The sequence below is a fragment of the Streptomyces poriticola genome, assembly GCF_036689765.1.
In the GTDB taxonomy this organism is placed as follows: domain Bacteria; phylum Actinomycetota; class Actinomycetes; order Streptomycetales; family Streptomycetaceae; genus Streptomyces; species Streptomyces poriticola.
Window position 1 is genome coordinate 280,049 of record NZ_JBAGKH010000004.1, and the last position, 17,060, is coordinate 297,108.

General features: G+C 74.4%; 19 protein-coding genes and 2 pseudogenes. 12 read left to right on the forward strand and 9 right to left on the reverse strand.

Annotated elements, in window-relative coordinates; genetic code table 11:
- Positions 1–13: 13 nt before the first annotated feature.
- Together V5O46_RS08900 and V5O46_RS08905 are read right to left on the reverse strand one after the other, a co-directional pair.
- A complete protein-coding gene (locus V5O46_RS08900; RefSeq protein WP_332883937.1) occupies positions 14–391 on the reverse strand; it encodes a toxin Doc in 378 nt (125 codons plus the stop codon).
- 3 nt (positions 392–394) lie between these two features.
- The gene (locus V5O46_RS08905; RefSeq protein WP_332883938.1) at positions 395–640 is read right to left on the reverse strand and encodes a hypothetical protein; all 246 of its coding nucleotides are present in this window, start codon (positions 638–640) and stop codon (positions 395–397) included.
- Between the two features lie 248 nt (positions 641–888).
- Between V5O46_RS08905 and V5O46_RS08910 the strand changes: the two genes are divergently transcribed.
- Both V5O46_RS08910 and V5O46_RS08915 read left to right on the forward strand, forming a co-directional pair.
- Positions 889–3,273 (forward strand): SpoIIE family protein phosphatase, encoded by a 2,385-nt coding sequence (locus V5O46_RS08910; RefSeq protein ID WP_332883939.1) that lies wholly within the window; start codon positions 889–891, stop codon positions 3,271–3,273.
- Between the two features lie 105 nt (positions 3,274–3,378).
- Positions 3,379–4,089, forward strand: a complete 711-nt coding sequence (locus tag V5O46_RS08915; RefSeq protein ID WP_408648946.1) for a DUF4232 domain-containing protein — start codon at positions 3,379–3,381, stop codon at positions 4,087–4,089.
- Between the two features lie 24 nt (positions 4,090–4,113).
- Here V5O46_RS08915 and V5O46_RS08920 read toward each other — a convergent pair whose 3' ends face one another.
- The 3 genes from V5O46_RS08920 to V5O46_RS08930 form a co-directional block, all read right to left on the reverse strand.
- A complete protein-coding gene (locus V5O46_RS08920; RefSeq protein WP_332883940.1) occupies positions 4,114–5,082 on the reverse strand; it encodes an aldo/keto reductase in 969 nt (322 codons plus the stop codon).
- Between the two features lie 124 nt (positions 5,083–5,206).
- Positions 5,207–5,407: a ferredoxin gene (locus V5O46_RS08925; RefSeq protein ID WP_332883941.1), complete on the reverse strand. Its 201-nt coding sequence runs from the start codon at positions 5,405–5,407 to the stop codon at positions 5,207–5,209.
- Positions 5,408–5,509: 102 nt separating this feature from the next.
- On the reverse strand, positions 5,510–6,433 hold the full coding sequence (locus V5O46_RS08930) for a cation diffusion facilitator family transporter (protein ID WP_408648953.1): 924 nt from the start codon (positions 6,431–6,433) through the stop codon (positions 5,510–5,512).
- 256 nt (positions 6,434–6,689) lie between these two features.
- Between V5O46_RS08930 and V5O46_RS08935 the strand changes: the two genes are divergently transcribed.
- From V5O46_RS08935 to V5O46_RS31860, 3 genes are all read left to right on the forward strand, one after another.
- Positions 6,690–7,715 (forward strand): glutathione S-transferase family protein, encoded by a 1,026-nt coding sequence (locus V5O46_RS08935; RefSeq protein WP_332883943.1) that lies wholly within the window; start codon positions 6,690–6,692, stop codon positions 7,713–7,715.
- Positions 7,716–7,759: 44 nt separating this feature from the next.
- Positions 7,760–8,065 carry a DUF4235 domain-containing protein gene (locus V5O46_RS08940; protein WP_332883944.1) on the forward strand — a complete coding sequence of 102 codons (306 nt, stop codon included), beginning with the start codon at positions 7,760–7,762 and terminating at the stop codon, positions 8,063–8,065.
- Between the two features lie 665 nt (positions 8,066–8,730).
- Complete coding sequence (locus tag V5O46_RS31860) at positions 8,731–8,916, forward strand: hypothetical protein (RefSeq protein ID WP_408648947.1); 186 nt, start codon at positions 8,731–8,733, stop codon at positions 8,914–8,916.
- 63 nt (positions 8,917–8,979) lie between these two features.
- On the opposite strand, the pseudogene V5O46_RS08950 reads toward V5O46_RS31860, so the two are convergent.
- Positions 8,980–9,662, reverse strand: a pseudogene (locus V5O46_RS08950) (GlxA family transcriptional regulator); the annotation flags it as partial.
- Positions 9,663–9,667: 5 nt separating this feature from the next.
- On the opposite strand from V5O46_RS08950, the gene V5O46_RS08955 reads away from it, so the two are divergent.
- Entirely contained in the window at positions 9,668–9,817 is a 150-nt protein-coding gene (locus tag V5O46_RS08955) for a hypothetical protein (RefSeq protein ID WP_332884140.1), read from the forward strand.
- A gap of 97 nt (positions 9,818–9,914) precedes the next feature.
- Complete coding sequence (locus V5O46_RS08960) at positions 9,915–10,295, forward strand: anti-sigma factor antagonist (RefSeq protein WP_332883945.1); 381 nt, start codon at positions 9,915–9,917, stop codon at positions 10,293–10,295.
- A gap of 10 nt (positions 10,296–10,305) precedes the next feature.
- On the opposite strand, the gene V5O46_RS08965 is transcribed toward V5O46_RS08960, so the two are convergent.
- Positions 10,306–11,274: a ribose-phosphate diphosphokinase gene (locus V5O46_RS08965; protein ID WP_332883946.1), complete on the reverse strand. Its 969-nt coding sequence runs from the start codon at positions 11,272–11,274 to the stop codon at positions 10,306–10,308.
- A gap of 191 nt (positions 11,275–11,465) precedes the next feature.
- On the opposite strand from V5O46_RS08965, the gene V5O46_RS08970 reads away from it, so the two are divergent.
- Together V5O46_RS08970 and V5O46_RS08975 are read left to right on the forward strand one after the other, a co-directional pair.
- Entirely contained in the window at positions 11,466–12,125 is a 660-nt protein-coding gene (locus V5O46_RS08970; protein WP_332883947.1) for a DUF4230 domain-containing protein, read from the forward strand.
- Positions 12,126–12,547: 422 nt separating this feature from the next.
- Positions 12,548–12,652, forward strand: a pseudogene (locus V5O46_RS08975) (VanZ family protein); the annotation flags it as partial.
- A 165-nt stretch (positions 12,653–12,817) separates the two neighbouring features.
- On the opposite strand, the gene V5O46_RS08980 reads toward V5O46_RS08975, so the two are convergent.
- Positions 12,818–13,054 (reverse strand): hypothetical protein, encoded by a 237-nt coding sequence (locus V5O46_RS08980; RefSeq protein WP_332884127.1) that lies wholly within the window; start codon positions 13,052–13,054, stop codon positions 12,818–12,820.
- 99 nt (positions 13,055–13,153) lie between these two features.
- Between V5O46_RS08980 and V5O46_RS08985 the strand changes: the two genes are divergently transcribed.
- Positions 13,154–14,209: a PHP domain-containing protein gene (locus V5O46_RS08985; RefSeq protein WP_332884128.1), complete on the forward strand. Its 1,056-nt coding sequence runs from the start codon at positions 13,154–13,156 to the stop codon at positions 14,207–14,209.
- A 313-nt stretch (positions 14,210–14,522) separates the two neighbouring features.
- Here the strand turns inward: V5O46_RS08985 and V5O46_RS08990 are convergent, their stop codons facing one another.
- Positions 14,523–14,744, reverse strand: coding sequence for a hypothetical protein (locus V5O46_RS08990; RefSeq protein WP_332883948.1), 222 nt, complete (start codon positions 14,742–14,744; stop codon positions 14,523–14,525).
- A 224-nt stretch (positions 14,745–14,968) separates the two neighbouring features.
- On the opposite strand from V5O46_RS08990, the gene V5O46_RS08995 reads away from it, so the two are divergent.
- Both V5O46_RS08995 and V5O46_RS09000 read left to right on the forward strand, forming a co-directional pair.
- Positions 14,969–15,466 carry an FBP domain-containing protein gene (locus tag V5O46_RS08995; protein ID WP_332883949.1) on the forward strand — a complete coding sequence of 166 codons (498 nt, stop codon included), beginning with the start codon at positions 14,969–14,971 and terminating at the stop codon, positions 15,464–15,466.
- A gap of 308 nt (positions 15,467–15,774) precedes the next feature.
- Positions 15,775–17,016, forward strand: a complete 1,242-nt coding sequence (locus tag V5O46_RS09000; protein WP_332883950.1) for an FUSC family protein — start codon at positions 15,775–15,777, stop codon at positions 17,014–17,016.
- Positions 17,017–17,060 lie beyond the last annotated feature (44 nt).

Below are 17,060 nucleotides of genomic sequence, written 5' to 3' on the forward strand. Positions count from 1 at the left end.
GCCCGGGGCGGGGTCAGATCTGCCAGGAGCGCAGCCGGTCGGCCGCGCCGTAGACGTCGGCCTTGCCGGACATCAGATCGCGGGCGAGGTCGACGAGCGCCCCGTAGGGGGGATCGATGCCGGCCCCGCTGACGAACATGTACGCCACCGCCGTGGCGCAGGCGAAGCGGGCGTTGGCCGACGGCAGCGGCTTGAGCATCGCGAGGGTGTGCAGCAGCGCGGCGGCCCGCCAGGCGGGGTCGGAGTCCACACCGAGGCGGGGCGGGTCGACGCGGTGCCGGGCGACGGCGGCGACCAGGGCGGAGAAATCGTTGACCGTCGGCTGGTCCGGCAGCACCTCCTCGTGGCGCTGGAGCAGCCAGGGCACATCGATGTGGATGACCGGTGCCATGGGTCAGGCGACCCGCCCCTCGCCGCCGGCGGGTGGTTCGTCGTCGGGAAAGGCGGCGGCGAACTCGGCCGCGTGGTTCCGGAAGAACCGGCGGAACTCCTCCGCGCCCTCCTGCAGCGCCCGGTGCCGGGCGATGTCGGCGGCGGCGGCCTCCCGTACGAGGGCCTTCATCGACGTACCCCGCTCCTTGGCGATCTGCCGCAGGTCCTCGAGCTCACGGTCGCTGAACTCCACGTTCAGAGCTGGCATGGCCCCACGGTACAGCGCGGGTACTGACCCGTAAATAGCAGCAGGTCAGACCTGTGTTCGAGCGGTACCACCGAGCGCGTGCACCCAGGGTCGGCAGAGCGCGGCGGGGCTGTGGCGCACAGCTTCCGGTCCCGCGCAACTGCTCCCCGGGCGGCGGGGTTCGGCTCCGCACCCGCGGCGGAACGCACTAGGCTGGGACCCAAGTGACACACCTGTTCACGGTGAGTGTGCGCGATGGAGTGGCGACGATGAGCCCGGTCAACCGATTCGACGATGCCGCCACGGCGCGGGTCGTCATCGACGCCACCGGCACGCTGCTGGCGTGGAACGAGGGAGCGCGCCGGCTGCTCGGCCACACCTCGGCGGACGTCGTGGGCCGGCCCGCCGCCGAACTGCTCGCCGACGGCGACCGCGCCGCCCCGCCCGTCCCGCGCGCCGACCGCTGGAGCGGCACCCTCGCGCTGCGCCACCGCGACGGCCGCACCGTATCCGTGTGGGTGCTGGCCCACCGCAGGCCCGGGCCGGACGACGGGCCGGGCACCTGGCTGGTGGTCGGGTCCGCGGACCACGACGGCCCCGGGACGGCGGACGACCCGCTGGTCCGGGCGGCCCTGACGCAGTCCCCCTGCGCCACGATGATCTTCGACCGGGAGCTGCGGCTGCACGGGGTCAACGACGCCATGGCCCGGCTGCTGGAGATGCCCGCCGACCGGCTGCGCGGGCTGCGCCCCACCGACATCGGCAGCCGGCCGCAGCACACCGAGCTCGAGGACCATCTGAGGCGCGTGCTCGACACCGGTCACGGCCATGACATGCACACCTACATGAAGGCGGCCGGCGAGAGCCGCGGCGCGCACGCCTGGCTGGCCCGGCTCGCCCCGCTCACCGACGCCGGCGGGCAGGTGCGCGGCGTGTGCGTGACGGCACACGACTTCACCGAACAGCATCTGGCCCGCGAGCGGCTGCAACTGGTCAGCGAGGCCAGCGTGCGGATCGGGAGCACCCTCGACGTCACCCGTACCGCCGAGGAGCTGGCCGACGTGTGCGTGCCCGCGCTCGCCGACTTCGTCAGCGTCGACCTGCTGGACACCCGCGAGTACGGCGCCGAGCCGGCGGGGCCGCCGACCGCGCCGGTGAGCCTGCGGCGGGCGGCACACGCGTCGGTCACCCCGGGCTGCCCGGAAGCGGTCGCGGTGCCGGGGCAGGTGGACCTCTACCCGGCCGGGTCCCCGCAGGCCGAGTCGCTGACGACGGGCGGCGCGGTGGTGGCCGCGGTGCCCGCCGATGCCGCCGAGCAGTGGCGGACCTCGGACGAGGTGCGCCACCGCCCGGCCGTGGACGACGCCGTCCACTCCACGATGTCCGTCCCGCTGCAGGCCCGCGGCACCACTCTCGGCGTCGCGGTCTTCACCCGGTTCCGGCGGCCGGAGCCGTTCACCGACGACGACGTGCTGCTGGCCGAGGAGGTCACGGCACGCGCCGCCGTCTGCATCGACAACGCCCGCCGCTACTCGCGCGAGCGGGAGACGACGCTGGCCCTGCAGCGCAGTCTGCTGCCGCGGACCCTGCCGCCCAACGCCGCGGTCACCACCGCCTGCCGCTATCTCCCGGCGGCCGACTCCGGGGTCGGCGGGGACTGGTTCGACGTGATCCCGCTGTCCGGGATGCGGGTCGCCATGGTCGTCGGCGACGTCGTCGGAGAGGGCATCCCGGCGTCGGCCACCATGGGCCGGCTGCGCACCGCCGTCCGCACCCTCGCCGACCTGGACCTGGCCCCCGACGAACTCCTCACCCATCTGGACGATCTGGTCGTCCGGCTGTCGGAGGAGTCCGGCGGCGACACCACCGGCGAGACCGGCGCCACCTGCGTGTACGCGGTGTACGACCCCATCTCCCGGCGCTGCACCCTGGCCCGGGCCGGGCATCCGGCGCCCGTACTGGTGGAGCCGGGCGGGCCGCCCCGTCCGGTCGACCTGCCCTCCGGGCCGCCGCTGGGCGTGGACGGGCTGCCCTTCGAGTCCGCCGAACTGGCGCTGCCCGAGGGCAGTGTGCTGGCGTTCTACACCGACGGGCTGGTCGAGATCCCGGGCCGGGACGCCGAGACCGGCCGCGCGCTGCTCTGCCGGGCGCTGGCCGCCCCGTCCGGTTCGCTGGACGAGACCTGCGACCGGGTACTGCACGCACTGCTGCCGCCGGGCGGCACCGCCGACGACGTGGCGCTGCTGCTGGCCGCCTCCCGGGGCCTGCCCGCCGACCAGGTCGCGACCTGGGACATCCCCGCCGACCCCGCGCTGGTCGCCCCGGTCCGCAAGCAGGTCGTCGACCAGCTGGCCGACTGGGCCCTGGTGGAGGCCTCCTTCACCGCCGAGCTGGTGGTGAGCGAACTGGTCACCAACGCCATCCGGTACGGCACGGCGCCGATCCGGCTGCGGCTGATCCACGACGCGGCCACGCTGATCTGCGAGGTCTCCGACACCAGCCACACCGCCCCGCATCTGCGCCGGGCCAAGACCTGGGACGAGGGCGGGCGCGGGCTGCTGCTGGTGGCCCAGCTCACCCAGCGCTGGGGCAGCCGGCACACGGCCGACGGCAAGACCATCTGGGCCGAGCTGACCCTGCTCGACGAGGAGTGACCCCGGTTTCCCCACCCGCACGGCGGGACACCCGACCGCCCGGGGCGTACGGTGCGAGCGAGGTGTCCGGCCGTGCGCGACGACCCCGTCGGGAGTGGAGGAGCCATGGCGAAGACGTCCCCACCCGTCCGGTCCCGGCCGGTGCGGTCCCGCGGAATGCGCGGGCCCGCCCTGGTGGCCGGCGCGGTCGCGCTGCTCGGCGGACTCACCGCCTGCGGCGACGGCGCCGCGACGAACGCTCCGCGGCCCACCGCGGCCGACCGCGCGACGGCGACGGACGGCCCGGCTCCGACCGGCCGCGGCACGGGTTCGCCGACCCCGAGTCCCCCGCAGGCCGCCGCCGAGAGTCCCACGGCCGGTGACACCGCCGCGTCGGCGTCCTCGTCCGCCCGCACCGACGGCCGCTGCCACAGCTCCGAACTGCGCGCCCGGGTGGGCCGGGTGGACCCGGGGGCCGGGCAGCGGAACTTCCCGGTGGTGCTGACCAACGTCTCCGACCGCACCTGCACCCTGTACGGCTATCCGGGCACCGCCTTCGTCGACGCCTCCGGGCGGCAGCTCGGCCCGGATCCGCGGCGCGCTCCCTCGGCGCCGGAGACGGTCACGCTGACGCCGGGTGCCAGCGCCTGGTCCGGGCTGTCGTTCGCCAGTCCGGAGATCAGCGGGGCCCGCGCCGCCACACCGGACGCGCTGCTCGTCACCCCACCGGACGAACGGAACTCCCTCGAGGTGCACTGGACGGCCGGTGAGGTGCCCGTGGGCGGCAACGAGTCCACGGTCTCCGTCACCGCCCTGGCGCCCGGAACCGGTCCCTGAGCCCCCGCCGGGCCCGGTCCGGGCTCAGTGACCGGCGACCGGGTGCGGCTCGTAGGGCCGCTCCAGTTCCTCGACCTCCTTGTCGCTCAGCTCCAGTTCGACGGCGGCCACCGCGTCGTCGAGGTGCTGCGGCCGGGCGGCGCCGACGATCGGCGCGGTCACCGTGTCCTGGTGCAGCAGCCAGGCCAGGGCGACCCGGGCGCGGGGCACCCCGCGCTCGCCGGCGATACGGGTGACGGCCTCCACGACGGCGCGGTCGCCCTCCTGGTAGAGGGTGCTGCCGAAACCGTCGGTGGCGCTGCGCTCGGTGGCGGTCCCCCAGTCCCGGGTGAGCCGGCCGCGGGCGAGCGGGCTCCACGGCAGCACGCCGACGCCCTGGTCGGCGCAGAGCGGCAGCATCTCGCGCTCCTCCTCACGGTAGAGGAGGTTGTAGTGGTTCTGCATGGACACGAACCGGGTCCAGCCGTGCCGCTCGGCGGTGTACTGGGCCTTGGCGAACTGCCAGGCGTACATCGAACTCGCCCCGATGTAGCGGACCTTGCCGGCCTTGACCAGATCGTGCAGGGCCTCCATCGTCTCCTCGACGGGGGTGTGCGGGTCCCAGCGGTGGATCTGGTACAGGTCGACGTAGTCGGTGCCGAGCCGGCGCAGGCTGTGGTCGATCTCCGACATGATCGCCTTGCGGGACAGTCCGCCGCCGTTGGGCCCGGGCCGCATCCGGCCGTGCACCTTCGTGGCGAGCACGATCTCGTCCCGGCGGGCGTGGTCGGCGAGCACCCGGCCGACGATCTCCTCGCTGGTGCCGTCGGAGTAGACGTTGGCCGTGTCGAAGAAGGTGATGCCCGCCTCCAGCGCCTGCCGGATCAGCGGGCGCGAGGCCTCCTCGTCGAGGGTCCACTCGTGCACGCCCCGGTCGGGCAGGCCGTAGGTCATGCATCCCAGGGAGATCCGCGACACGTCCAGGCCGGTCGAACCGAGCTTCACGTACTGCATCGTTGCTGCTCCTGCCTTCTGGATCACTGGCAGGGGGAGCGTAAGCGCTGGAGTGCGCTTCAGGTCCAGTGCGGATCAGGTCAGGTGCGGTCCCGTGGCGGTCCGGCGCGGACCGGGGAGCGTGTCAGGTGGCCGTCCCGGACACGGTGATGGCCTGGACCGGGCAGGCCCGGGCCGCCTCCTGGACGAGGGGGCTGCCACCGCTGTCCTCCCGTCCGGGCAGCAGGGCGCTGAATCCGTCGTCGTCCTGGGTGAACACGTCCGGGGCGGTCAGGGCGCACTGGCCCGCGCCGACGCAGAGGTCGTGGTCGATGTCGATGTGCATGCCCCGAGCCTCCTACCGGGCCGTGGGGAGTTCCAGCACCTGCTCGGTCGTGTCGCAGCGTCCGGGGGGTGCATGAACCGCGCGCCTGTGGGCACGTGTGGGTCAGGCCCCGCCGTGTTCCCCCGTCGCGGCGGGGCCGTCCGCTCCCTCGTGCGCGGGCCGGTCGGTCACGTCGAGGAAGATCTGCCGCGCTTCCGGAACCGCCCGTGCGAGGGACCGCTTGATGCGTACGGCGGCCTCCTCCACGCGTTCGCTGTCCAGGCCGGGCATCAGGTCGACGCGGGCGGCCACCAGGACGGAGTCCAGGCCGGTCTTCATGGTGAACAGCGCCTCGACGCTGTCGATCTCCGGCTGGGCCCGGAGCAGGGCACGGATCCGGGCGTCGGCCTCGGGGTCGGCCGCCTCGCCGATCAGCTGGTCACGGGCCTCGCGGCCGAGCCGGTAGGCCACGTACACGAGCAGCGCGCCGATCGCGAGCGAGGCGGCTGCCTCGTACGCGACCCGGCCGGTGAGCATGTGCAGCAGCATGCCCGCCATGGCCAGCAGGACGCCGAGCACCGCCGTGCCGTCCTCGGCGACGACGGTGCGCAGTGCCGGGTCGCGCAGGCCGCCGCCGTCCCTCCCGCCCTGGCGGCGCCCCTGGTGCAGGGCGCGCAGCAGCGACAGTCCCTCGGCGAGCAGGGCGACGCCGAGCACGATCAGGCCGGCCACATAGCCGCCGAGGTCCTCCCGCGCGCCCCCGCGCAGGGCGTTCACGCCCTGGAAGAAGGAGAAGCATCCGCCCATCACGAAGATGCCTACGGCGGCCAGCAGCGACCAGAAGAACCGCTCCTTGCCGTAGCCGAAGGGGTGGCGCCGGTCCGCGGGGCGGCGGCTGCGGCGCAGCGCCGCCAGCAGGAAGATCTCGTTCATGCTGTCGGCCACGGAGTGTGCGGCCTCGGACAGCAGGGCCGGGGAGGCGGCGAGCACGCCGCCGGCCGCTTTGGCGGCCGCGATCACCAGATTGGCCGACAGCGCCACCAGCACGGTGACCCGGGTCCGGCGGTCCGCGCTGCGGCCCTGGGGCCGTCGCGTCGTCGTGGGGTCGGTCCGGGCGTCCGGGTGTGTGCTGCTCATCCATCGCCGACTGCCCGCCCCGGCCGCGCTCACACCCGCCTTGCGGGTGGCGCCCGGTGGCTCACCAGTGCCGACGGCGGAAAACGGGGAACGCGTCCAGACGGGGAGGACGCCCGGGCTGACGGACGGGGAACGGAGAGCGGACGTACGGCGGACAGGAGGCGCGATGAGCGGCGGCGAGGACGCGGAAGGCGGCAACGCCGCGTACGGCAGGAGGAGCTTCCGGCGTTCGAAGAGCCACTTCACGGACCGGATCACCGCCGACGGCCGGGACGGCTGGCCGGTGGCGGCCGGCCGCTACCGGCTGGTGGTGAGCCGCGCCTGCCCGTGGGCGAGCCGGGCGCTGGTCTCCCGGCGGCTGCTCGGGCTGGAGGCCGCGCTGTCCCTCGCGGTCGCCGACCCGATCCAGGACGACCGCAGCTGGCGCTTCACCCTCGACCCGGGCGGCCGGGACCCGGTGCTCGGCATCCGGCTGCTGCGCGAGGCCTACGACGCGCGGGAGACCGGATACCCCGGCGGGGTGAGCGTACCTGCGATCGTGGACGTGCCCAGCGGGCGGCTGGTCACCAACGACTACCAGCAGATCACCCTGGATCTGGCGACCGAGTGGGCGGGCCTGCACCGTCCGGGCGCGCCCGAGCTGTATCCGCGGGCGCTGCGCGACGAGATCGACGAGGTGATGACCGGTGTCTACGAGGACGTCAACAACGGCGTGTACCGGGCGGGCTTCGCCGTCGGCCAGGAGGAGTACGAGGCCGCGTGCGCGGGGGTGTTCCGGCGGCTGGAGCTTCTGGTGCCACGGCTGGAGCGGCAGCGCTATCTGGTCGGCGGCTCGATCACGGAGGCGGACATCCGGCTGTTCACCACACTGGTGCGGTTCGATGCCGTCTACCACGGCCACTTCAAGTGCAATCGCTGGAAGCTGACGGAGAACCCGGTGCTGTGGGCCTACGCCCGCGATCTGTTCCAGACGCCAGGCTTCGGCGACACCGTCGACTTCGACCACATCAAGCGGCACTACTACCGGGTGCACACCGGCATCAACCCGACCCGGATCGTACCGGTGGGCCCGGACCTGTCCGGCTGGCTGACCCCGCACGGGCGGGAGCGGCTGGGCGGCCGTCCGTTCGGCGCCGGCACGCCTCCCGGTCCGGTCCGCGCCGACGAGCAGGTCCCGCGACCGGGAACGTGAACCACCACCGCAGCCGACGATCCACCTCTGGCAAGGAGACCCCCGTGGGCAAGAAGACGACGAAGAGGAAGCTCCCCCTGGCCTACCAGCCGATCGGTTTCGTGCTGGGCTGGGCGGGCGGCACACTGGCCGGGATCGCCTTCCGCAAGACGTGGAAACTGATCCGGCACGAGGACGACGCGCCCGACGCGCTGGACCCGGACCGTGGCTGGGGCGAGATCCTGCTGGCCGCGGCGGTACAGGGCGCCATCTTCGCGGCGGTCCGCAGCGCCGTGGACCGCGGCGGCGCCAAGGCGATCGAGCGCTCCACCGGGGTGTGGCCGGTCCAGGACAAGGGCGGACGGAACTGAACCCGGGACGCCGTTCCCGGCCGCCCCGCCGGGACACGGGGTGCCCACCGGAGCGCCGAGCGCCCACCGACACCAGGCCCGAGCGGGCGCGGGGGCAGGTCGGCGGCCCCCTGCCCGACGCGGCGCCCGGCTGTCACGGACCCGGGGCAGGGCCCTGCCCTGCCGGCCCTGCCCGCCCGGACTCCGCGATCCCGCCGACGCCCGGACCGGCCAGGTCACGGTGCCGACCGGGCACGGGTTCGGTCGGCGGATCCCGCTCGTATCGGGGCCCTGCGGGGCACCGGTACGAGCGGATCGCCCCCAGACCCCGGAGCCGACCGAGCGGCGCGGGCCGACCAACCGCCCCCCTGGGGGGCGAGAACCGACCGACGCCACGTGCGCCCACCCCCGGAAGGCGACGCACCCACCGGCAGACGCAACACCCACAGACCCCGGAGCCCGACCGAGCAACGCCGGCCGACCAACCGATCCGCGGGACACGCAAGCCGGCCAAGGCGGGCACGTCCCCCTGGCACGCGAAGTGCCCGTCGGCAGACCAGATGCCCGCAGGCGCCGAGGCCGACCAGGCGCAGGAACCGACCAGCGCACCCCGTCGGCGCACCGGATGTCGGCGCAGGGCAGGGCCGACCCGGCGGTGCGGGACGGGCGGGTAGGCGCTGCGCCGCATGTCCGCCACCACGTGCCGCGCGGTGGCCGCGGTGTCCGGGTGGGTGTCGGGGGACAGCCGGGCGTACGGCGCCCGCCACACCGCGGCCTGGGCGAAGTGGGTGCGCAGATCGCCGTACTTCCGTACCGGCGAGGGCACCGGCGCCGAGGTGCCCCGTCCGGTTCCGGCCGCCCCTTCCCCGTGAGCCCCTGCACCGCCGCACGGACCGCACGGCCGGCCGACGGACCGACCGGCTGACAGACCTGCTCTGGTCGACGGACGGGCCGCCGGACTCCAGCAGGTCCCGGGCGCGGGCGACGCGCTGGATCAGCCACCGGCCGGGGCTGAGGCCGACCTCGTCGCCGGAGCGCCGGGCGAGGGTGCGCAGGCTCATCCCGGCGTGCTCGGCGAAGCCAGGGCGCCGCCGTGGTCGGTGCGGACCAGGTGGAGGCAGACGTCGACCCGGAGGCGGCTCCCGCGGAGGTCAGGATCCGGCCGTCGGCGACGAAGGGGACGTCCGGGTCGGGGGAGACGTGCGGGTGCATCCGCCGGAACAGGCCGGTGAGGTTCCAGTGGGTGGTCGCCCTGCGCCCCTCCGGCGGTCCGGCCGCCGCCGGCACGAAGGCGCCGGTGCAGATGGAGACGATCCGGGCGTCGGGGCGGATCCGGGCGAGGGCGCCGACGACCTCCGGGGAGTTCCGCCGTGATGCGGGACGCCTCGATCGCGGCGATCACCACGGTGCCGGCGGTGGCCAGGATCCCGGGGCCGTGCGCGGGGGTGCCGGTGAAGCGGGCGCCCGTGCGGACCGGGCGCCCGTCGGCGGTGCGGGTGAGCACCTCGTACCGGCCGTCGGCGGCGCCGAGGATCCGGCTGGGGATGCCCAACTCGAAGGCGTGGACGCCGTCCAGGGCGAGGACGACGACCCGTTCCGGCCGCCCGGCCGTCAGGATCCCGGATGCGGACCTTCCCGCTGGGCGGGGCCGCCGAGGCGCACGCCCTGGGCGAGCGGGGCCGGACGACGGGCAAGCTGGTCCTGGTCGTGGACCGAGGCCCCGGCCGGTCCGGGCGTGCCACCGACGCCGTCCGGAGGCGCCGGGATCGTTGAGAATTCGAAGACATATGTCATTCGAACATGCTCAAATGCCTTCCGACGGGGGTAACTTGCAGGGGCGGACCCGGAGCAGGCTGGAGGTGGTGCCGTCGTGCGGCAGCGATCAGCACCGTTCACCCGGCACCTGCGCGTCCACCGCGACCGGGGGCACACGGTGCTGGAGTTCCGCGGCGAGATCGACATCGCCGCGGAGGCCGAGATCGCGCCGCATCTGGACCGCGAGACGGGCCGACCGGGCGCCCGGGTCGTGATCGACCTCAGCCGGGTGGAGTTCTTCGACTGCTCAGGGCTGCGGCTGCTGTTCCGGGCCCGGTCCCGGATGCTCGCCCACGACGGCGAGCTGCACCTGGTGTGCGCTCATGCGCTGACGCTGCGGATGCTGCGCATCACCGGTCTGGCGCCGCTGCTGCCGCCGCGGCCGACCCTGGACGCCGTCCTGGGCCGGCCCGGGGCCGCCTCCGGCCCGCTGTGACGCGGGGCCGTCACAGGCCCGGCAGCGCGGCGGGCTGGATGTCGTCGAACAGGGCGCTGACGGACTCCCCGTTGTGGATGCGGCGCACGGCCTCGGCGAGGGCGGGGGCGATGGACAGCACGCGCAGCTTGTCGGTGTGCTCGCCGACGGGGACCGGCACGGTGTTGGTACAGACGATCTCCAGCACGTCCGGCTGTTCGGCGAGGCGCTTGAGCGCTCCGGCCGCGAACAGCCCGTGGGTGCAGGCGATACGGATGGAGCGCGGGTTCGACTCCCGCAGCCGGTCGAGGAGTTCCAGCACGGTGCTGCCCTTGGCGATCTCGTCGTCCAGCACGATCAGGTCGCGCCCGGCCACGTCGCCGATGACGGAGCTGATGCTGACCCGGTCGTCGGCGTAGCGCTGCTTGGCGCCGGCGGCGACCGCCGCGCCGATCCTGCGGGCGAAGGCGGCGGCCTCCTTGGCGTTGCCGAGGTCCGGTGAGACGACCGTGGTGCGGGACAGGTCGTACTGCCGGAAGTGCGCGGCGAGTTCACGCAGCGCATGCAGATGGTCCACGGGGACCGAGAAGAAGCCGTGCACCTGCGGCGCGTGCAGCGTCATGGCGAGCACCCGGCTCGCGCCCGACGCCACCAGCAGGTCCGCGACGAGCCGTCCGCCCAGGGAGATGCGGGGCGCGTCCTTCTTGTCGGACCGGGCGTAGGAGTAGTGCGGCATGACGACGGTGATCCGTCCGGCCGAGGCACCGCGGGCGGCGTCGCACATCAGCAGCAGTTCGACCAGATGCTCCTGCACGGGGCGGACCAGCGGCTGGACCAGGAAGACGTCCCGCTCCCGGCAGTTGGCCTCCAGCTGGACCTCCAGGCAGTCGTTGGCGAACCTGCTGACCCGGGTGGGGCTGAGGGGGACACCGAGCTGGGCACAGACCTCCTCCGCGAGCTCGGGGTGGGCGCTACCGCTGAACACGGCGATGTCTCGCACGGACCGCTCCTCGGGTGATCACGTCCGGCCGGGCCGCCCATGCTACTGGCCGCGCACGGCCCGCTCCGCGGCGGGGCTTCCCGCCCCCTGGTCCGCCCGCCGTCCTCCGGCCGCGCTCCCCCACCGCTCCGACCGCCCGGTCCGGCGGCGGAGTTGGGGGCATGCGAGGCAGAGGAAGGAGGGCCGTCGCCATGACGACTCGTATCAGTCGCCTGCCGGGGCGGATGCCCGGGTGGGCCAGGGCGGTGACCGCGCTCGTGCTGGTACTCGCCGTGCTCTTCGCGGGCCTTCGGCAGAGCGTGGTCCAGGGCCTGAAGGACCTGTTCGGCACCGACACCCACGACCGCTCCGGTCCGGCCTTGCTGCGGTCCGGGCAGGACATCAGCCGCTGCGAGGCGGCCTGCGGCAGCTTCCAGGTCGTCGTGGACCCGGAGAAGGGCGCCAGGTTCCTGCCCGACGCGATCCGCGGCACCCGGACGCTGTACGTCTGCGCCGGCACCGTCGACGCCCATGTCGACCTCGGCAGGGTCGCTGAGGGCGACGTCACCGTGGACGAGGACCGCACCTCGGCCACGCTGCGGCTGCCGCACGCCGCGCTCGGCGCGCCCGCCCTCGCCCCGGAGCGCTCCTATGCAGTCTCCGAGCGGCGCGGGCTGCCGGACCGGATCGGCGACCTGTTCTCCGGCAACCCGGGCGGCGAGCAGGCCGTGCAGAAGCTCGCCGCCCGGCGCATCCGGGAGGCGGCCGAGGAGAGCGAACCGACCGCGCGCCGAGCGCAACACCACCGGCAGCTGCGGGGGCTGCTGCACCCCCTCGGCTTCACCGAGGTACGGGTGACCTACGGCGGGTGACGCGCCGGCCCGGCCCCGGACGGCCGCCCGCCACCACCCACCCGTCACCACCCGCCACGACTGCCCCACGCCGACGACCGGAGGACCGACATGGCCCGTACCGCCGCCCCACGGCCGCGTTCCCTGCTGCATTCCCGCGGCACCGGCGACCAGCACACCGACCGGTCCGAACGGCGCCCGCCGCCCTGGCCGCTGAGGCTGCCGGCGACGGCGCGCGCCTTCGTGTTCACGGTGGCGTTCGCGGTGGTGCCGGCCCACCCGCCCCCGCGCCCCTCTCCGGCCTCGGGAGGCGCTGACCCACACCGATCTGCACCCCCGGCCGCTCACTCAGGGCCTGCCTGGACCAGCCGGAGCTGCGCGAGACGGCCAAGCAGACCGGCGGGAACATCCTGCTCGGCGTCCCGTTCGGCGTGCTGCTCCCGGTGGTCGCCCCGCGCACCCGCGGACCGCTGCGGGTCCTGCTGCTCACCGCCGCCGTCATGCTCCTGGTGGAGGTCGGCCGGGGCGCGACGGTGACGGGGCGGGCCTTCGACATCGACGACGTCATCCTCAACACCGGCGGGGCGGTGACGGGTTATCTGATCGCGGGCCGGCGGATGAGCCGTGCGGTGCACGCGCGCCCGGGGGACCGAGGGCGGCAGCGGAAAGCGGACGGCCGGCTGCGCCGACGCGCCCCTCGGGCCCGGCGGACGCTAGTGCAGCGTCCAGGTGAACTTGTCCCCGCCCACCCAGCGGACCACGTCCGGATCGTCCAGGTCGTGGACGGTGATACCGAACGCGGCGGCGGCCTCCAGGACGTCGGTGACGGCCTTCGCCTCACCGACGACCTGGCCGTCGATCTCCACGATCCGGAACGGCGGAGTGCCCGGCTGAACCCCGAGCACCAGGATCCGCGGTCGGGCGATGTGCGGGCTCGCGATTTCGGTCATGCAATAGAGGGTAGAGCGGGACGGCCGTTCATGACTCCCTCGGCGGCGGCGCCCCGCCCACCTGCGCCGACGGCCGGGCAGGTGGCTCTGGAGGTGGTGATGGATCCCGTCGAGGCGCTGGAGCGGATCGCCTTCCTGCTGGAGCGCTCCCTGGCGCCCGCCTACCGTGTCCGCGCCTTCCGCACGGCGGCCCGCGTGCTGTCCGGGCTGTCCGCGGACGAGGTGCGGCAGCGGGCGGACAGCGGGTCCCTGGAGTCGCTCAGGGGCGTCGGCCCGAAGACGGCCCGGGTGGTGCGCGAGGCGCTGGCCGGCGAGGTACCCGGTTATCTGCGGGACCTGGAGGACGAGACGGCCGGCCCGGTCGCCCCGGGCGGCCCGCACGCCGCGGCCGGGCAGGAGCTGCGGGAGCGGCTGCTCGGGGACTGCCATCTCCACTCGGACTGGTCGGACGGCGGCAGCCCGATCGAGGAGATGGGCCGGGCCGCGGCGGCGCTGGGCCACGAGTGGGCGGCGCTCACCGACCACTCGCCGCGGCTGACGGTGGCCCGCGGCCTGTCCGCCGCCCGGCTGCGCGAGCAGTTGGACGTGGTGGCCGCGCTCAACGCCGGCTGGTCGCCCTTCCGGATGCTGACCGGCATCGAGTGCGACATCCTCGAGGACGGCTCGCTGGACCAGGAGCCGGAGCTGCTGGCACGGGTGGATGTCGTGGTGGTGTCGGTCCACTCCAAGCTGCGGATGGACGCCCGGTCGATGACCCGCCGCATGGTCGCCGCGGTACGGAACCCGCACGCCGACATCCTGGGGCACTGCACCGGGCGGCTGCTCTCCGGCCGGGGGCGCCCGGAGTCGGAGTTCGACGCCGACGAGGTGTTCGCGGCCTGTGCGGAGTCCGGAACGGCGGTGGAGATCAACAGCAGGCCCGAGCGGCTCGACCCGCCGCGGCGGCTCCTGCGCCGGGCGGTGGCGGCGGACGTGCTGTTCTCGATCGACACCGACGCGCACGCGCCCGGCCAGCTGGACTGGCAGATCCACGGGTGCCTGCGGGCGGCGGAGTGCCGGGTGCCCGCCGGGCGGGTGGTCACCACCTGGCCGCTGGACGACCTGCTGGCCTGGACCCGTGACGGCCGTACGCCGTCCGCGGCGGAGGTCCGCTGAGCCGCCGCGGCCGGCGGTATGCCGGATACCGCGAGTGACGCACATAACCGCAAATCCAGACAGACCATGGAACACCCGTCGATGGTTCCCCGTTGAACAGAGCGTGGGTACGGACGGGACAGTGTCCCCGGGCCCCACCTTTCGCGTACAGGGACGATCGTTCGGCTGAAGCCCTGTGCTGCCTTCCGCCGAGAGGCGACCGCCGTCCGTGTCCGCCACAAGCCGCCCCGGCCGCGATCCCCCCGTCCGGCCGGGGCTTCTCGCTGCCCGCGGACCGCCCGCGCGCCGCCGCGGCGAGCGCTCGACCCGCGGGTCAGCCGGACGACTCGTCGGGGACGGGGTCCTCGGGGTGCACGGCGCCGGAGTGCGGGGCCCCGCGCCGTCCCGTACCGGCCTCGTCCGTGTCGGGGACGTCGTCGGGGGGCCCGGGCGGCGCCTCCCGGGTGTCCTCGCCGGGTGCTGCCTGCTGGTCCGGCGGATCCCGGGGGACGGGCCCGCCGCTCTCTCCCGGGGCTTCGGCTCGGTGGTCGGTCACGGCGCTCTCCCTCCTGTCCTCCGCCTCGCTCGCGGACGACGTCGTGCGAGCCACCCCGGGTACCTCCGCGGCGCACGGTGAAACCCCGGGTGATCCACCGCGGGAACGGCCCGTCGAAATCCGCTGGCCCGCTCGGGCGTGACGTCTCTACGCTGAGAAACCTAGAGGTCCTAGTTTTCACTCGGGGCCGCCTCGTTCCCGACCCGATCCGACCTGGAGCCCGCATGCGTGCCCTCGCCGAACCCGACATCCGCGCCTCGTTCATCAACTGCTCCAAGGGCGAGGCCAAGCGGCTGGCCGTGCCGCGGGACCTCGGTGAGCTGCCGTGGGACGACCTGGACTTCCTCGGCTGGCGGGATCCGGGCGCACCGGACCGCAGCTACCTCGTCGCCGAACAGGACGGACGCCTGACCGGGGTGGCGCTGCGCTTCCAGGCTGCCCGGAGCGGGTTCCTCCAGCGCAGCATGTGCGCACTGTGTCTGACGTCCCACCCGCGCGGCGGGGTCTCGCTGATGACGGCGCGCAAGGCCGGACCGGCCGGCCGCGAGGGCAACTCGGTCGGCCTGTACATCTGCACCGACCTCGCCTGCTCCCTCTATCTGCGCGGCAGGAAGGTGCCGGATTCCGGCCCGCGCTACGAGGAGAGCCTCACCCTGGACGAGCAGACCGCCCGCACCCTGGGCAATCTGTCCGCGTTCCTGGCCAAGGTGACCCAGGGTTAGCTCACCGGTGGGCGGCGCAGGCGGGCCGCCCGGTCCAGGGACTCGGCGACCGCCCGGGAGGGGGACGGCGCGGTCACCGCCGCCGGCCGCTCCGCCGCCGACGGACCACGCCCCTGCGCCCTCCCCCTCCCGGGCGGTCGGGGATCGGTCACGGGGGTGCTCCGCAGGCGCGTGCCCGCCCCGGGTGTACGTCGGGCGGCCCCGGCGCGTGGAACCGGTCCGTACGCCCTTCGTCCGGATACCGTCCTGTCCGACGGGTTCCTGTCCAGAAACGTTCGCCGCAGCCGGGGAAGGGGAACAGCCCGAGGATGCTGCAAGTACGGGAGCGCACGGCGTCCGCCGCGCGGTCGGTGAGGCGGGCGCACCGGGACCCGGTGGTCGTCCAGGCGCTGCGGTCCGCTGCGGCGGCGACGATCTCCTACGTCATCGCGCTGCGGCTGAGCCCGGAGGCGGCGCCGCTGACCGCACCGCTCACCGCGCTGCTGGTCGTCCAGGTCACCCTGTACTCCACCCTCACCACCGGCATCCGCCGGGTGAACTCCGTGGTGGCCGGCGTGCTGATCGCGATCGGTTTCAGCCAGCTGGTGGGCCTGACCTGGTGGAGCCTCGCCCTCGTGATCGTGGCGTCGCTGGGCGTCGGGCATCTGGTGCGGGTCGACGAGTTCGTGCCCGAGGTGGCGATCAGCGCCATGCTGGTGCTGGGCGTCACCTCGCACGGGGACACGGCGTGGGCCCGGGTGGTGGAGACGCTGACCGGGGCGATCGTCGGACTGGCCTTCAACCTGTTCCTCGCGCCCCCGGTCTGGGTGGAGCAGGCGAGCGAGTCGATCGAGGGGCTGTCCCGGCGGCTGCGGCAGCTGATGCTGCGGGTGGGCGAGGAGGCGGCCGGACGCACCCCGCACCATGAGGCGGCGGAGCGGCTGCACGAGGCCCGCCGCCTGGACCACGACATCGTGGAGGTGGACGCGGCGCTGCGGCAGGCCGAGGACAGCCTCAAGTTCAACCCCCGGGTCCGCGAGGGTCTGCTGCACCGGGTGGTGCTGCGCACCGGCCTGGACACCCTGGAGATCTGCACCGTGGTCCTGCGGGTCCTGGCGCGCACACTGGCCGACATGGCCAAGGAGCGGGAGCCGGAGCCGCTGTTCTCGCCGGAGATCGGCACCGCGGTGGAGCAGCTGCTGTCCGAGATCGGGGACGCCGTCGTCAGCTTCGCGGTGCTGGTGACGACCAGCACCAGCGAGGACGCCGAGTCCGCCGAGGCGCGGTTCGCCGCGGAACACCGGCAGGCCGCCCTCACCCGGGACCGGCTCGCCCAACTGCTGCTGGAGGAGGTGCGGCACGACGCCCGGCAGTGGCAGCTCCAGGGGGCGGTACTGGCGGAGGTCAACCGCATCATCGACGAGATGGACACCGAGCACCGCTCACGCCGGCTGCTGGAGGAACTGGACCGGCACACCCGCGAACAGCGCGAGCGCATGCCGCGGCTGACCCGTGCGCGGGACCGCCTGCGCCGCGTCGGCCGGCTGCGCCGGAACCGGAGGGCGGCCTGACGGCGTTCTCCCTGTGGGACGCGCTGCCGCCGCCCGGAGGGGCG

What these genes read in the sequence shown, in the direction of transcription:
- V5O46_RS08970 (WP_332883947.1), top strand. Translation starts at nt 11,466, where the DNA reads ATGACGACTCGTATCAGTCGCCTGCCGGGGCGGATGCCCGGGTGGGCC.
- V5O46_RS08905 (WP_332883938.1), bottom strand. Translation starts at nt 640, where the DNA reads ATGCCAGCTCTGAACGTGGAGTTCAGCGACCGTGAGCTCGAGGACCTG.
- V5O46_RS08955 (WP_332884140.1), top strand. Translation starts at nt 9,668, where the DNA reads ATGCGGACCTTCCCGCTGGGCGGGGCCGCCGAGGCGCACGCCCTGGGC.
- V5O46_RS08935 (WP_332883943.1), top strand. Translation starts at nt 6,690, where the DNA reads ATGAGCGGCGGCGAGGACGCGGAAGGCGGCAACGCCGCGTACGGCAGG.
- V5O46_RS08920 (WP_332883940.1), bottom strand. Translation starts at nt 5,082, where the DNA reads ATGCAGTACGTGAAGCTCGGTTCGACCGGCCTGGACGTGTCGCGGATC.
- V5O46_RS08980 (WP_332884127.1), bottom strand. Translation starts at nt 13,054, where the DNA reads ATGACCGAAATCGCGAGCCCGCACATCGCCCGACCGCGGATCCTGGTG.
- V5O46_RS08925 (WP_332883941.1), bottom strand. Translation starts at nt 5,407, where the DNA reads ATGCACATCGACATCGACCACGACCTCTGCGTCGGCGCGGGCCAGTGC.
- V5O46_RS31860 (WP_408648947.1), top strand. Translation starts at nt 8,731, where the DNA reads ATGTCCGCCACCACGTGCCGCGCGGTGGCCGCGGTGTCCGGGTGGGTG.
- V5O46_RS08910 (WP_332883939.1), top strand. Translation starts at nt 889, where the DNA reads ATGAGCCCGGTCAACCGATTCGACGATGCCGCCACGGCGCGGGTCGTC.
- V5O46_RS08900 (WP_332883937.1), bottom strand. Translation starts at nt 391, where the DNA reads ATGGCACCGGTCATCCACATCGATGTGCCCTGGCTGCTCCAGCGCCAC.
- V5O46_RS08915 (WP_408648946.1), top strand. Translation starts at nt 3,379, where the DNA reads ATGGCGAAGACGTCCCCACCCGTCCGGTCCCGGCCGGTGCGGTCCCGC.
- V5O46_RS08985 (WP_332884128.1), top strand. Translation starts at nt 13,154, where the DNA reads ATGGATCCCGTCGAGGCGCTGGAGCGGATCGCCTTCCTGCTGGAGCGC.
- V5O46_RS09000 (WP_332883950.1), top strand. Translation starts at nt 15,775, where the DNA reads ATGCTGCAAGTACGGGAGCGCACGGCGTCCGCCGCGCGGTCGGTGAGG.
- V5O46_RS08995 (WP_332883949.1), top strand. Translation starts at nt 14,969, where the DNA reads ATGCGTGCCCTCGCCGAACCCGACATCCGCGCCTCGTTCATCAACTGC.